General features: G+C 73.6%; 15 protein-coding genes. 11 read left to right on the forward strand and 4 right to left on the reverse strand.

From position 1 onward, the window contains the following. The first annotated feature begins 247 nt into the window (after positions 1-247). Positions 248-1,252, forward strand: a complete 1,005-nt coding sequence (locus ACIQI7_RS27535) for a hypothetical protein (protein WP_401114666.1) — start codon at positions 248-250, stop codon at positions 1,250-1,252. Between the two features lie 49 nt (positions 1,253-1,301). Here the strand turns inward: ACIQI7_RS27535 and ACIQI7_RS27540 are convergent, their stop codons facing one another. Next, a complete protein-coding gene (locus tag ACIQI7_RS27540; RefSeq protein ID WP_401114669.1) occupies positions 1,302-1,892 on the reverse strand; it encodes an isochorismatase family protein in 591 nt (196 codons plus the stop codon). Positions 1,893-2,185: 293 nt separating this feature from the next. After that, positions 2,186-3,520: a nicotinate phosphoribosyltransferase gene (locus ACIQI7_RS27545; protein ID WP_401114672.1), complete on the reverse strand. Its 1,335-nt coding sequence runs from the start codon at positions 3,518-3,520 to the stop codon at positions 2,186-2,188. 139 nt (positions 3,521-3,659) lie between these two features. Here ACIQI7_RS27545 and clpS point away from each other — a divergent pair, with 139 nt between their 5' ends. The 7 genes from clpS (at position 3,660) to ACIQI7_RS27580 (ending at position 8,497) form a co-directional block, all read left to right on the forward strand. Continuing rightward, positions 3,660-3,953: an ATP-dependent Clp protease adapter ClpS gene (gene clpS, locus ACIQI7_RS27550; RefSeq protein WP_401114675.1), complete on the forward strand. Its 294-nt coding sequence runs from the start codon at positions 3,660-3,662 to the stop codon at positions 3,951-3,953. A 130-nt stretch (positions 3,954-4,083) separates the two neighbouring features. Beyond that, positions 4,084-4,656: a DUF2017 domain-containing protein gene (locus tag ACIQI7_RS27555; RefSeq protein ID WP_401114678.1), complete on the forward strand. Its 573-nt coding sequence runs from the start codon at positions 4,084-4,086 to the stop codon at positions 4,654-4,656. A gap of 224 nt (positions 4,657-4,880) precedes the next feature. Next, the gene (locus tag ACIQI7_RS27560) at positions 4,881-6,311 is read left to right on the forward strand and encodes an amino acid permease (protein WP_401115101.1); all 1,431 of its coding nucleotides are present in this window, start codon (positions 4,881-4,883) and stop codon (positions 6,309-6,311) included. Positions 6,312-6,366: 55 nt separating this feature from the next. Then, on the forward strand, positions 6,367-6,798 hold the full coding sequence (locus ACIQI7_RS27565; RefSeq protein ID WP_401114681.1) for a Mov34/MPN/PAD-1 family protein: 432 nt from the start codon (positions 6,367-6,369) through the stop codon (positions 6,796-6,798). Between the two features lie 138 nt (positions 6,799-6,936). Next, entirely contained in the window at positions 6,937-7,056 is a 120-nt protein-coding gene (locus ACIQI7_RS27570) for a putative leader peptide (RefSeq protein WP_310593142.1), read from the forward strand. Between the two features lie 117 nt (positions 7,057-7,173). After that, positions 7,174-7,452: a MoaD/ThiS family protein gene (locus tag ACIQI7_RS27575; RefSeq protein WP_030242903.1), complete on the forward strand. Its 279-nt coding sequence runs from the start codon at positions 7,174-7,176 to the stop codon at positions 7,450-7,452. A 76-nt stretch (positions 7,453-7,528) separates the two neighbouring features. Further along, a complete protein-coding gene (locus ACIQI7_RS27580) occupies positions 7,529-8,497 on the forward strand; it encodes a PLP-dependent cysteine synthase family protein (protein WP_401114684.1) in 969 nt (322 codons plus the stop codon). A 41-nt stretch (positions 8,498-8,538) separates the two neighbouring features. Here the strand turns inward: ACIQI7_RS27580 and ACIQI7_RS27585 are convergent, their stop codons facing one another. Further along, positions 8,539-8,988: a type II toxin-antitoxin system PemK/MazF family toxin gene (locus ACIQI7_RS27585; protein WP_401114686.1), complete on the reverse strand. Its 450-nt coding sequence runs from the start codon at positions 8,986-8,988 to the stop codon at positions 8,539-8,541. A gap of 254 nt (positions 8,989-9,242) precedes the next feature. Between ACIQI7_RS27585 and ACIQI7_RS27590 the strand changes: the two genes are divergently transcribed. Together ACIQI7_RS27590 and ACIQI7_RS27595 are read left to right on the forward strand one after the other, a co-directional pair. After that, on the forward strand, positions 9,243-9,434 hold the full coding sequence (locus ACIQI7_RS27590; RefSeq protein ID WP_387756913.1) for a MarR family transcriptional regulator: 192 nt from the start codon (positions 9,243-9,245) through the stop codon (positions 9,432-9,434). Between the two features lie 244 nt (positions 9,435-9,678). Then, a complete protein-coding gene (locus ACIQI7_RS27595) occupies positions 9,679-10,425 on the forward strand; it encodes an MBL fold metallo-hydrolase (protein WP_387756914.1) in 747 nt (248 codons plus the stop codon). Positions 10,426-10,474: 49 nt separating this feature from the next. Here the strand turns inward: ACIQI7_RS27595 and ACIQI7_RS27600 are convergent, their stop codons facing one another. Then, entirely contained in the window at positions 10,475-11,389 is a 915-nt protein-coding gene (locus ACIQI7_RS27600) for a branched-chain amino acid transaminase (RefSeq protein ID WP_401114690.1), read from the reverse strand. 190 nt (positions 11,390-11,579) lie between these two features. Between ACIQI7_RS27600 and ACIQI7_RS27605 the strand changes: the two genes are divergently transcribed. After that, entirely contained in the window at positions 11,580-12,584 is a 1,005-nt protein-coding gene (locus ACIQI7_RS27605; protein WP_401114693.1) for a response regulator transcription factor, read from the forward strand. Positions 12,585-12,592: the final 8 nt, after the last annotated feature.

Below are 12,592 nucleotides of genomic sequence, written 5' to 3' on the forward strand. Positions count from 1 at the left end.
CTAGGCAATCCCCGGGGCGGGATTGACGCCTTGGGCGTCCCTCGCCGTATGCCCTTGGTCACGCTGGGTCAGACGACCAGGTCGGCGATCGTTTTCGATCACATATGACAACCTGATGAGCGTCAATTACTCCAAATGAGTGAGGGTATGAGGACTTTAGTGCGAGCTGATCCCGGTTTCGCGACGGTTGGGTAACAGTGCGTCAGGCAGCCGGTCGCGGGTCCGAACGGTTGGGGATGGTGTCGGCATGAGCTACCGGATTCCGACGCCGCCGCCGTCCCTGGAGGAGCTGGCGAAGCGTCAGCAGAACGTCGTCACCGCGAGCCAGTTGCGCGCCCGGGGCGTGCCGGCCCGGATCATCACCGAGCACTGCCGCCGGGGCGGCCCCTGGCAGCGGATGCTGCCCCGGGTCTACCTGTTGCAGGCCGCCGGTCCCACCCCGGAGCAGCGGATGTGGGCCGCGCTGCTGTACGCCGCGCAGAACGGCCGCGAGGAGGGCCGCCGGGAGGGGGCGGTGATCACCGGCGCGGCGGCGCTGGCGCTGTACGGCTTCGCCGTCGCGCCCCGGCTGCCCGCGGTGACCGGGGTGGACGTCCTGGTGCCCCGGCAGCGCCGGCTGAAGGACGTCGGCGAGGTGCGGATCCGGCGCACCGAACGGGAGTTGGAGGCCCGCTCGGTGCACGGCCTGGCCTGTGCGCCGGTGGCCCGGGCGGTGGCCGACGCGCTGGTGGAGTGGACCGCGGAGCCGGGCGACTCGGCGCCGGTGCGCGAGGTGCTGCGGGAGGCCGTCGCCCGGCCCGGGAACCGCTGCACGGCAAGGGAGTTGGTGGTCGAGCTGGCCGACGCCGGGCTGACCGACGAGCCCCGGGTGCGAGCGGCACTGGACGAACTCCTGGCCTCCGAGCGGGACTTGGCGCTGGAGCGGCTCGGCCGCCTGGCGGACGAGTGGCTGCTGCCGACCCCGCTGAACGCCCCCGAGCTGCGGATGCGCGGCGGCACGTACATCGCCGTGCCGGACCTCTACTGGCCGGAGCGGGGCGTCGCGGTGGAGGTGGACTCGGAGCTGCGCTGCGTGAGCGAGGGGGAGGCCGCCTGGGTGCGTGGCGGCCAGCACCGGATGGAGTACCTGGGCATCCGCGTGGTGTACGTCTCGGGGGCCCGGTTGGCCGCCGACCCGGACGCGGTCGGCGGCGAACTGCGCGAGGCGTACCGGGTCGGCGGGACGGACGTGGTGGAGCTGCGAGTGGTCTGAGCGGCCGCCGCCCGGCACCCGGGGCCCCGTACCCCGGCCCCTCGGTCCGCTACGAACGGACCACCGGAGTGCCGACCAGCTCGATTCCGGCCGCCCGCAGCTCCGCCAGCGCGGCGGCGGTGGTCCCCGCGGCGACCCCGGCGGTGAGGTCCAGCAGCACGCGGGTGGTGAAGCCTGCCCGGGCCGCGTCCAGCGCGGTCGCCCGGACGCAGTGGTCGGTGGCGATGCCGACCACGTCGACCTCGTCGACCTGCCGCTCGCGCAGCCACTCCACCGGACCGCGGTCGTTCTCGTCCAGCCCCTCGAACCCGCTGTACGCCGCCGAGTGGGCGCCCTTGTCGAAGACCGCCTCGACCGCGCCGGAGATGACGGCGGGTGCGAAGTTGGGGTGGAAGCCCACGCCCTCGGTGCCGGCCACGCAGTGCGGCGGCCAGCTGTCGACGTAGTCCGGCTCGTCGGAGAAGTGGTCGCCCGGGTCGATGTGGTGGTCGCGGGTGGCGAGGACGTGCTGGTAGCCGGGGGCGGCCTCGGCGATCAGGTCGGTGATGGCGGCGGCCACCTCGGCGCCGCCGGCGACGGCCAGGCTGCCGCCCTCGCAGAAGTCGTTCTGCACGTCGACGACGATCAGTGCCCGGTGCATGGCTCGCATCCTCGGATCTCGGGGGCCCGCGGGAGGCGGCGCCCCGGTGGGGGAGCCCTCGGGAGTACGCGGCCCGGCCGTGCCGGGCGCGGGGGGTCCTCGGGGAGCTCCGGGGGAACTCGGGAACTCTACGGCTGACTCTAGGGAGTGGTGCGCGGGGGCGGAAGCCCCGGGGCCGTCTTCGGACCCGCTCGCGCGGGGCGGCGACGGGCCCCGGGAGCCGGCCCGGCGGTCCGGCGGTCCGGTGGACCGATGGACCGGCGGACCGGCTGATCCGGCGAACCGGGTTCTCGTCAGTGGGCCGGCCCGGCGGGCAGGACCAGTTCGGTCGGCAGCACCGGATCGCCCTTGGACAGCTGGGTGGCCGACAGCGGCAGTGCGGCGCGGGCGCGCACGTGCCGGTCGCGGGCGGCGCTCAGCGGCTCGCGGCCGACGGTCTCGCCGCCCCGCACCAGCGGCACCTGCACCAGGTGCGGCCGCAGCTCGTCCGGGACGGGCCCGGTGCCGACCACCTCGGCCTCGGCCACGCCGTCGGCGTCGGGCCGGCGGGCCGCCCACTTGCGGCCGCCGGTGCTGGTCTTGCCACCGGCCGCGCGCTTGGCCACCGGCACCATCGGCCCGCCGTCGGTCTCGGCCCGGGCGACGAGCTTGTAGACCATCGCGCAGGTCGGGTGCCCGCTGCCGGTGACCAGGCTGGTCCCGACCCCGTAGCCGTCCACCGGGGCGGCGGCCAGGGCGGCGATCGCGTACTCGTCCAGGTCCGAGGTGACGATGATCCTGGTCCGGTCGGCGCCGAGCTCGTCCAGTTGGCGGCGGACCCGGTGGGCCAGCAGGGTGAGGTCGCCGGAGTCGATCCGGACCGCGCCCAGTTCGGGGCCGGCCACCTCGACCGCGGTGCGCACGGCCTCGCGCAGGTCGAAGGTGTCGACCAGCAGCGTGGTGCCCTTCCCCATGGAGGCGATCTGCGCCTTGAAGGCGTCCCGCTCGCTGTCGTGCACCAGGGTGAAGGCGTGGGCGGCGGTACCGGTGGTCGGGATGCCGTGGGTGAAGCCGGCCTCCAGGTCGGAGGTGGCGGCGAAGCCGGCCACGTAGGCCGCCCGGGCGGCGGCGACGGCGGCCTGCTCGTGGGCCCGTCGGGCGCCCATCTCGATCACCGGGCGGCCGCCGGCGGCGGCGGTCATCCGGGAGGCGGCGGCCGCGATGGCCGAGTCGTGGTTGAGGATCGAGAGGATCACCGTCTCCAGGATCACCGCCTCGGCGAAGCTGCCCTCGACGGTGAGCAGCGGCGAGCCGGGGAAGTAGACCTCGCCCTCGGGGTAGCCGTGGATGTCGCCGCGGAAGCGGTAGTCGGCGAGGAACCGCAGGGTGTCCTCGTCGACGACGTCCTGGTCGGCCAGCCAGTCCAGCTGGGCGGTGCTGAAGCGGAAGTCCTCGACGGCGTCCAGCACCCGGCCGGTGCCGGCCATGACGCCGTAGCGGCGGCCGCTCGGCAGGCGGCGGGTGAACACCTCGAAGACGGAGCGGCGGTGCGCGGCCCCGCTGCGCAGGGCGGCCTGCAGCATGGTGAGCTCGTAGCGGTCGGTGAGCAGCGCGGTCGAGCCGGCCGCTCGCACGGAAGTGGCGTCCATACGGATGATGCTACTACCACTTAGCGTCAGATTGACGATTTCTCGTCGAGCACGCCGGGTCGGAATCGCCCGGGTGTCCCCCGGATGGCAGCATGGGGCATGAGGGGTTACGGACGACTGTGCAGCGAGGAGGACCGGGGTGAGCGTCGCGCCCGTGGAGATCGAGCGCCCGGAGGTCGAGGGGGTGCCGGTGACCGAGCCGGACACGCCCTGGGTGACCATCGTGCACAACGACCCGGTCAACCTGATGAGCTACGTCCAGTTCGTCTTCCAGGCCTACTTCGGCTACCCGAAGGACAAGGCCCGGAAGCTGATGATGGACGTCCACACCAAGGGCCGGGCGGTGGTCTCCAGCGGTTCCCGCGAGGAGATGGAGCGCGACGTCCAGGCGATGCACGGCTACGGCCTCTGGGCGACGCTGCAGCACGACTGACGCCGGGCCGACCGGCGCCGGCGGGACGGGAGCCGACCCGACCGCTGCGGTGGCGGCCGGCTCCGGTGCGACCGGTGCCGGACCTCCGGCCGTACGACCGACGACGACGAAGACGGGCTGACCGATACAGATGGCTGGGTTGTTCGAGAGCACCGGCGGTGGTGGCGCGGCGATCGCGCTGGACGAGTGGGAGGCCTCCATCCTGCGCTCGCTGGAAGTGCAGTTGCTGGAGCTGATCGGCCCCGGTCCGGGCGCGGAGGGCGACGACCCGCTGGCCGCGCTGTTCGCCGAGGGCCCGACCGAGGCACCCGCCGACCCGGTGCTGGCCCGGTTCTTCCCGGACGCCTACGGCGACCCGGAGAAGCCGGAGGACGAGGAGGCCAGGCTCGCGTCGGGCGAGTTCCGCCGCTTCACCGAGCTGGACCTGAGGGCCCGCAAGCGGGACGACGCGCTGTTCGTCGTCCGGGCGCTGGACGGCCTCGGCGACGGCGGGGTGCTCAAGCTGGCCGCGCCCGACTGCCTGCGCTGGCTGGGCGCGCTGAACGACCTGCGGCTGGCCGTCGGTGTCCGGCTGGAGGTCACCGAGGACGACGAGGACGGCCTCTACGACCTGCCGGACGGCGACGAGCGCAAGCCGCTGGTGATGGCGTACCTGTGGCTGGGTGCCCTGCAGGAGTCGCTGCTGGAGGCCATGGCGGACTGACCTCGGGGGAGTGATCCTGCCCGATTCCGGGCAAGCCTCGGCCGTTTCGTCCAGAATGTGGACGATTGGCCGGGGCATTTCTTATGAAAATCGGACAAACCATACCAGGTTATGCTCAAATAACGCTCAGATGGACACCGCTATCCGAACTTCGCGTGGTACGACTTCTCCACCCCCGAGACCGACCAGGACGGTGCGCATTGGCCGAGAAGTTGTACGACGAAATGGTCGACAGCCCAGAGAACGCGGAGGGCTACGAGCGCGGGCTCGGCAGCCGCCAGATCCAGATGATCGCGATCGGCGGCGCGATCGGCACCGGCCTGTTCCTCGGCGCGGGCACCGCGATCTCCCGCTCCGGCCCCAGCCTGATCCTCTCCTACGCCGTCGCCGGCCTGGTGATCTTCGTGATCATGCGGGCGCTCGGCGAGCTGCTCACCTACCGCGCGGTCTCCGGCAGCTTCGCCGAGTACGCCCGGGAGTTCCTCGGCCCCTTCGCCGGTTACGTGACCGGCTGGACGTACTGGCTGTTCTGGGTCGTCACCGGCATGGCGGAGACCACCGCCGCCGCCGTCTACGTGCGGTTCTGGGCGCCCGACATACCGCAGTGGATCAGCGCGCTGACCTTCCTGGTCCTCCTCTACGCGGCCAACCTGATCTCGGTGAAGCTGTTCGGCGAGATCGAGTTCTGGTTCTCCATGGTCAAGGTCACCGCCATCATCGGCATGATCCTGATCGGCGTCGGAGTGCTGACCCTCGGCTTCAGCAAGGCCGGTGACACCGCGTCGCTCGGCCACCTCTGGCAGGACGGCGGCTTCTTCCCGCAGGGCATCGGCTCCACCGTGATGACCCTTCAGATCGTCATGTTCGCCTACCTGGGCGTCGAACTCGTCGGCGTCACCGCGGGCGAGAGCGAGAACCCCGAGAAGACCCTGCCGCGCGCCATCAACACCCTGCCCTGGCGGATCGCGCTGTTCTACATCGGCGCCCTGGTGGTCATCCTCTCGCTCGTGCCGTGGACCGAGTTCCAGCCCGGCGTCAGCCCGTTCGTCGCCGCCTTCGGCAAGATCGGCATCCCGGCGGCGGCCGGCATCATCAACTTCGTGGTGCTCACCGCGGCGCTCTCCTCCTGCAACTCCGGGATGTACTCCACCGGCCGCATGCTGCGCGACCTCGCGCTGAGCGGCCAGGCTCCGGGCCGGCTCACCCGGCTCAACGCCCGCCGCACCCCGGCCTTCGCGATCACCGTCTCCAGCCTGCTGATGGGCGTCGGCGTGGTGCTCAACTACCTCGTCCCGGCACGGGCGTTCGAGTACATCACCTCGGTCGCCACGGTCTGCGGCCTGTGGACCTGGGCGATGATCCTGATCTCCCAGATCCGCTACCGCCGGGCCTGGCGGGCCGGCCGCCTGCCGGCGCCCACCTTCAAGGCGCCCGGCGGCTCCTGGGTCAGCTGGGCCGCGCTCGCCTTCCTCGCCCTGGTCGTGGTGCTGATCGGCCTGGACCGGGACAACCGGATCTCGCTGTTCGTCTTCCCGGGCTGGGCTCTGCTGCTGGTGGTCGGCTACCAGGTGCTCAAGCGCCGCGCCCCGCAGGCCGTCCACGGCGCCGCCCCGGCCCCGGTGGCCGCCGGCGACGGGAACGTGGACACCCGCTGACCGCGCCTCGGACGCCCCGGCGGACCCGCGCCGGGGCGTGGCTATCCTGGCCCGCATGCTGACCATCACCCGAGAACTCCGCGACCGGATCGTGGCCCACGCCCGCGCCGACCACCCGGACGAGGCCTGCGGCGTGGTCGCCGGACCGGCCGGCAGCGGACGGCCCGAGCGGTTCATCCCGATGCTCAACGCCGCCCGCTCGCCCACCTTCTACGAGTTCGACTCGGGCGACCTGCTCAAGCTCTACCGCGAGATGGACGACCGGGACGAGGAGCCGGTGATCGTCTACCACTCGCACACCGCCACCGAGGCCTACCCCTCGCGCACCGACGTGAGCTACGCCTCCGAGCCGTTCGCCCACTACGTCCTGGTCTCCACCGCCGACGGCAACGGCGAGGAGGACCCGTACCAGTTCCGCTCGTTCCGCATCGTGGACGGCGAGATCACGGAGGAAGACGTGCAGGTCGTCGAGGACTACCCGGCCTGACCGGCACACCCGCCGACGCGGCCCGCCGGCCCCTGCGAGGGGTCGGCGGGCCGCCGTCGTCTCAACCCTGGGAACGTGAACATCCGGATCCCGAGACGGGCATGTCTAAGCGGGGTCGGGAATCTATACGATGAGTCCATGCGTTCCGTCGATGTGAGCACCCAGGCCCCGGGCACCCGCCTCGTGGCGCGCCTGCACATCGACCTGTGCCGGCACGCCGGCGCGATCTGTCCCGGCACGCCCGCGCGCTCGCGCTGAGAGCCGCGTCACCACCTCACCCGGGCCCGCCGCCCCGGCGACGCCGATCCCCGGGGCGCCCGCCCTGCCGCGTCCGCCGCGGCCCACCCACTTCACGACTCGCACAGGAGCGCACTCATGGCCATCGAGGTCCGCATCCCGACCATCCTCCGCACCTACACCGACGGCGCCAAGGCCGTCGAGGGCAACGGCAGCAACCTCGGGGAGCTCTTCACCGACCTCGACGCCCGGCACCCGGGCATCGCCGCCCGCTTGGTCGAGGGCGGCGAGCTGCGCCGCTTCGTCAACGTCTACCTGAACGACGAGGACGTCCGCTTCCTGGAGGGCATCTCCACCGCCCTGGCCGACGGCGACAGCGTCACCATCCTGCCCGCCGTGGCCGGCGGCGCCCGCTGACCTCCCGGCTCCCCCCGCCCCCGCAGCGGCGGGGGGAGCCGCCCCCTCCACCCCACCGCCCCGGCCGGAGGCCCCCTTGCGTTACGACAGCCCGCTCGAAGCCGTCGGCAACACCCCGCTGGTCCGCCTGCCGCGGCTGTCCGCCGCCGTCCCCGGCAACGCCGAGGGCCTGGTGAGCCTGTGGGCCAAGCTGGAGGACCGCAACCCCACCGGCTCGATCAAGGACCGCCCGGCCCTGCACATGATCGAGCGCGCCGAGGCCGCCGGCCGGCTCACCCCCGGCTGCACCATCCTGGAGCCCACCAGCGGCAACACCGGCATCTCGCTGGCCATGGCCGCCAAGCTCAAGGGCTACCGGATGGTCTGCGTGATGCCCGAGAACACCAGCGAGGAGCGGCGCGAGCTGCTCCGCATGTGGGGCGCCGAGATCATCCCCTCCCCGGCCGCCGGCGGTTCCAACACCGCCGTCCGGATGGCCAAGGAGATCGCCGCCGAGCACCCCGACTGGGTGATGCTCTACCAGTACGGCAACCCCGACAACGCGGGCGCCCACTACACCGGCACCGGCCCCGAGATCCTCGCCGACCTGCCGACCGTCACCCACTTCGTGGCCGGCCTCGGCACCACCGGCACCCTGATGGGCGTCGGCCGCTACCTGCGCGAGAAGGTCCCCGGCGTGAAGATCGTCGCCGCCGAGCCGCGCTACGACGACCTGGTGTACGGGCTGCGCAACCTGGACGAGGGCTTCGTCCCCGAGCTGTACGACGCCGAGGTGCTCACCACCCGCTTCTCGGTCGGCTCCGCGGACGCCGTTCGCCGCACCCGCGAACTCCTCCAGCACGAGGGCATCTTCGCGGGCGTCTCGACCGGCGCCATCCTGCACGCGGCGATCGGCGTCGGCCGCAAGGCGGCGGCCGCCGGGGAGCGTGCGGACATCGTCTTCGTGGTCGCCGACGGCGGCTGGAAGTACCTGTCCACCGGCATCTACACCGCCGAGTCCACCGAGGCCGCGGTCGAGGCGCTGCAGGGCCAGCTCTGGGCGTGACGCCCGTCGGCGCCGCGGGGACGGCTCCGCGCTGACGGGCGTCAGCGCTGCATCGCCCGCCGGGCCCGGGCCCAGACCTGCCCGTCCACCGTGCCGGACCGGCGGCGGAACGCCGACAGCGGCACCTCGCGCAGCTCGTCCGTCTCCAGCCAGCTGGTCCGGCCCTGCCGGTCGCCCACCGACCCGGGCGGCAGCGGCAGCACGCCAGGACGCTCGGCGCGGTGCCTGCTAGTGATCTTCGCGACGGTGGCCGTCCGGCCGTGCACCCGCAGCACCAGGCACGGGCGGTCCTTGGAGCCGGGCCCGTCCTCGAACGGCACCTGCGCCCACCAGATCTCCCGCGGCTGCGGGACGCCCCCGGTCCGCGGACCGGTCGGCCCGGCCGGGCGCGGGGCCGGACGGGTGCGCCGGACCAGCGCCGCCGCGGCGGCGGCCAGCAGCGCGACGCCCAGCAGCGCCAGGACGAGCCAGGTGGCGGTCATGCCGTTCATGCGGCGAACCGTACCGGGCCGGGGGCGAAGGCCACCAGCGGGCCGACCAAGCCGGGGCGAAGGCCACCAGCGGGCCGACCGGGCCGGAGGCGAACGCCACCGGCGCGCAGACCGCGCCGGCCGGTCCTTTGTCCGCGCATTGCTCCCGGTTCGTCACGGAACTGCCACACCGCCCGTTCCGCGCCCGGAGGCCCGGCCGTTCCCGGCGAGGCTGCGTCACGAACGTCCGCCCCCGTCCCCCCGGAGGTGCCCCCGTGACCCCTGGCCCCGAGCTGTGGTCCTACGCCGAGATCGCCCGCCACCTCAACGTCCGGCGCGAGACCGTCCGCAGCTACCGCCGGCACCGGCTGCTGCCCGACCCGGACGTCGTCGACGGCAGCGGACACCCGCGCTGGTACCCGTTCACCATCCGCACCTGGGCCCGCAACCGCCCCCGGCGCCGCTGATCCCCGGCCCGTCAACCGCCCGCGCCCCCGCCCCGGGCGTTCTGGTGATTCCGCCCACAGCCCGGCACGGGGACGGGGGCAAAGTGCCGCTCCGCCCTTACCCTCGACACACCAACGCAGTGCCACCGGCCGGTCCACCGGGCCCGGCCTGCCGTTTTCCATGCTGTTTTCCACCGGCACCGGTGGAGGACGGCGATGCCGTTTTCCAGCAGCAGCCAGGATGTTTCGGGGCGGAGGGGCTCGGATGAAACTGACCGTGGTGGGGTGCTCGGGGAGCTTCCCGTCCGCCGACTCGCCCTGCTCCAGCTACCTGGTCGAGGCCGACGGCTACCGCGTCGTCCTCGACCTCGGCAACGGAGCCCTCGGCGCCCTCCAGAACTACACCGGCCTCTACGACGTCGACGCCGTCCTGCTCAGCCACCTGCACGCCGACCACTGCGTCGACCTGTGCGCCTACTGGGTGGCCCGCAACTACCGCGCCGAGGGCTGCCCCGAGCTGTTGCCCGTGTACGGCCCGGCCGGCACCGCCGAGCGGCTCGCCCGTGCCTACGACATGCCGGAGAACCCCGGGATGAAGGAGGTGTTCGAGTTCCGCGCCCTCACCCCCGGCAGTTTCGAACTCGGCCCGTTCCGGATCGGCGTCGCCCAGGTCAACCACCCCGTCGACGCCTTCGCCTTCCGGCTGGAGCACGACGGCCGCTCGCTGGTCTACAGCGGGGACACCGGCGAGAGCGCCGAACTCGTCGAACTCGCCCGCGACACCGACCTCTTCCTCTGCGAGGCCGCCTACATCGACGGCCGCGACACCTACCGGGCCGTCCACCTCAACGGCCGCGAGGCGGGCGAGCACGCCGCCGCGGCCGGCGCCCGCCGCCTCGTCCTCACCCACATCCCCCCGTGGACCGACGCCGAGCACAACCGCCGGGACGCCGCGGCCGCCTACCCCGGGCCGGTCGAGATCGCCCGGGCCGGCGCGGTGTACGAGATCTGAGCACGCCCGCGGGGCCCGGCCCGGTGCGACCGGGCGGGCCGCGCACCGGTCACCCCACCGGCGTCAGCCAGTGCCGGTAGCGCGGATCGGCGCCGGACACGGCCGCCCGGTAGGCCTCCCGCAGCCGCCCGGTCACCGGACCGGGCGATTCGGGCAGGGCACGGTCGTCCAGTGCGCGGACCGGGATGACACCGGCCGCCGTACCGCAGACGAACAGCTCGTCCGCCGCGTAGAGGTCCGAGCGCAGCAGGCCCTCCACCCGCACCTCGACACCCAGGTCACGGGCCAGGGTGAGCAGGGTGTCCTGGGTGATGCCCTCCAGGGCGCCCGCGCTCGACGGGGGAGTGCGCAGCACCCCGTCCCGGACGGCGAACACGTTCTCCCCGGTGCACTCGCTCACCGCGCCGTCCGGCCCGAGCAGCAACGCCTCGTCGTAGCCCGCGTCGTTGGCCTCCCGGCGGGCGAGCACCGAGTTCAGGTACGGGCCGGTGGCCTTCGCGGCGGGCGGCACCGCGTTCGGGTCGTTCCGCCGCCAGCTGCTCGTCTTCAGCGTGATCCCGCCCTCTCCCTGCGGGAGTTGGCCCCGCCACTCCCAGCTCGCGATCGACACGTCGACCGGTGAGTGGCGCATGTCGATGCCCATCGTGCCGTAGCCGAGGAAGGCGAAGTGCCGCAGGTAGCAGTCCTGGTGGCCGTTGGCGCGCACCAGCTCCACCGTCGCCCTGGTCAGGTCGGCGACGCCGTACGGGAGGTCCATCCGGATCATCCGGGCGCTGCGGTGCAGCCGGCGCAGGTGCTCGGGCAGCCGGAACACCGCCGGGCCGTCCGCCGTGGCGAACACCCGGGTGCCCTCCAGCACCCCCGTGCCGTAGTGCAGGCCGTGGGCGAGGACGTGCACCCGGGCCTCCTGCCAGGGCACCAGGGCGCCGTTCCACCAGATCGTCGAAGCTTCGGTGATAGCCATGCCGGACATCCTGCGCGGCGCCGGCCCGCGGGTCAGCCCGTCGGAGCCGACCGGAACCGGTCATGACCGGGAGCGGAAACGCCGTACCGCGAAACGGACTTCACCCCCCCCTGCCACGGCCCGGCCCGCCGCCGTCTCGCGGAGCGGAAACCCCCGACCGCCGCCGCCCCGCCCTCACTAGGCTGCGCCGATGGAGAGCACCACCGGCACCGACGCCACCCAGCTCTACGCCCGGCTGCTCGCCGAACCCGGCCGGGCGCCCGAGTCCCTCCGTCCCGACTGGGCCGCCCCCCGGCTGGCCGCCGCCACCGCCGAACTGCGCGCGCTCGGCCTGCTCCAGCCGGCCGCCGGCCCAGGTGGCGCGGACGACGCCCCGGCGGACACCGCGGTCTCCGTGGACACCGCCGTACGCCAACTCCTGCTCGACGCCGACGCCCGGGTCACCGACCTGGTCGCCGCACTGCGCCGGGCCCGCGACTCCGTCGACCGGCTGCACACCGGCTACCTGCCCCTCCAGCAGCGCCACCGCGCCGACACCGGCCTCGAACTCGTCCGCGGCACCGACCGGATCGCCGCCCTGCTGGAGGACGCCGCCCGCGGCGCCCGCACCGAAGCCCTCTCACTGCGCCCCGGCCAGGACCTCTCCGGCCCCGCCCTGGCCGGCAAACTCGCCCGCGAACGCCTCGCCCTCGCCCACGGCGCCGCCCTGCGCACCATCTACCCGGCCGCCGCGCTGCGCCGCCCCGCCGTGCTGGCGCACGTCCGGGAGCTGACCGGGGCCGGCGCCCGGATCAGGGCGGCGCACTCGCTGCCGCTCTGGCTGATCGTGGTGGACGCCCGGCTGGCGATCCTGCCCGCGCCCGGCGCCGGGCCGGACGGCCACCCCCAGGGCGCCGGGGCGGCGGTGGTGGTCCGCGAACCGGCCCTGGTGGCGCTGGTCGCGGAGCTGTTCGAGTACTTCTGGTCCGCCGCCTGGACGCCGCCCGAACTGGGGCCAGGCGAAACGGAGATGACGGATCGTCAACTCGCCGTGCTGCGCCTGCTGGCGGCCGGTCTGACGGACGCGGCGATCGCGCGCAAGCTGGAGGTGTCGGAGCGTACGGTGCGCCGGCTGGTCGCCGAACTGACCGCCGGCCTGGGCGCGGAGAGCCGCTTCCAGGCCGGCGTGCACGCCGCTCGGCGCGGCTGGATCTGAGGCCCACC

The sequence above is a fragment of the Kitasatospora sp. NPDC092039 genome (assembly GCF_044756065.1).
Classification (GTDB): domain Bacteria; phylum Actinomycetota; class Actinomycetes; order Streptomycetales; family Streptomycetaceae; genus Kitasatospora.

Excerpts from the sequence above, each read along its gene's own strand:
- ACIQI7_RS27535 (WP_401114666.1), top strand. The coding sequence starts at position 248 with ATGAGCTACCGGATTCCGACGCCGCCGCCGTCCCTGGAGGAGCTGGCG.
- ACIQI7_RS27540 (WP_401114669.1), bottom strand. The coding sequence starts at position 1,892 with ATGCACCGGGCACTGATCGTCGTCGACGTGCAGAACGACTTCTGCGAG.
- ACIQI7_RS27545 (WP_401114672.1), bottom strand. The coding sequence starts at position 3,520 with ATGGACGCCACTTCCGTGCGAGCGGCCGGCTCGACCGCGCTGCTCACC.
- ACIQI7_RS27555 (WP_401114678.1), top strand. The coding sequence starts at position 4,084 with ATGGCTGGGTTGTTCGAGAGCACCGGCGGTGGTGGCGCGGCGATCGCG.
- ACIQI7_RS27560 (WP_401115101.1), top strand. The coding sequence starts at position 4,881 with ATGGTCGACAGCCCAGAGAACGCGGAGGGCTACGAGCGCGGGCTCGGC.
- ACIQI7_RS27565 (WP_401114681.1), top strand. The coding sequence starts at position 6,367 with ATGCTGACCATCACCCGAGAACTCCGCGACCGGATCGTGGCCCACGCC.
- ACIQI7_RS27570 (WP_310593142.1), top strand. The coding sequence starts at position 6,937 with ATGCGTTCCGTCGATGTGAGCACCCAGGCCCCGGGCACCCGCCTCGTG.
- ACIQI7_RS27575 (WP_030242903.1), top strand. The coding sequence starts at position 7,174 with ATGGCCATCGAGGTCCGCATCCCGACCATCCTCCGCACCTACACCGAC.
- ACIQI7_RS27585 (WP_401114686.1), bottom strand. The coding sequence starts at position 8,988 with ATGAACGGCATGACCGCCACCTGGCTCGTCCTGGCGCTGCTGGGCGTC.
- ACIQI7_RS27595 (WP_387756914.1), top strand. The coding sequence starts at position 9,679 with ATGAAACTGACCGTGGTGGGGTGCTCGGGGAGCTTCCCGTCCGCCGAC.
- ACIQI7_RS27600 (WP_401114690.1), bottom strand. The coding sequence starts at position 11,389 with ATGGCTATCACCGAAGCTTCGACGATCTGGTGGAACGGCGCCCTGGTG.
- ACIQI7_RS27605 (WP_401114693.1), top strand. The coding sequence starts at position 11,580 with ATGGAGAGCACCACCGGCACCGACGCCACCCAGCTCTACGCCCGGCTG.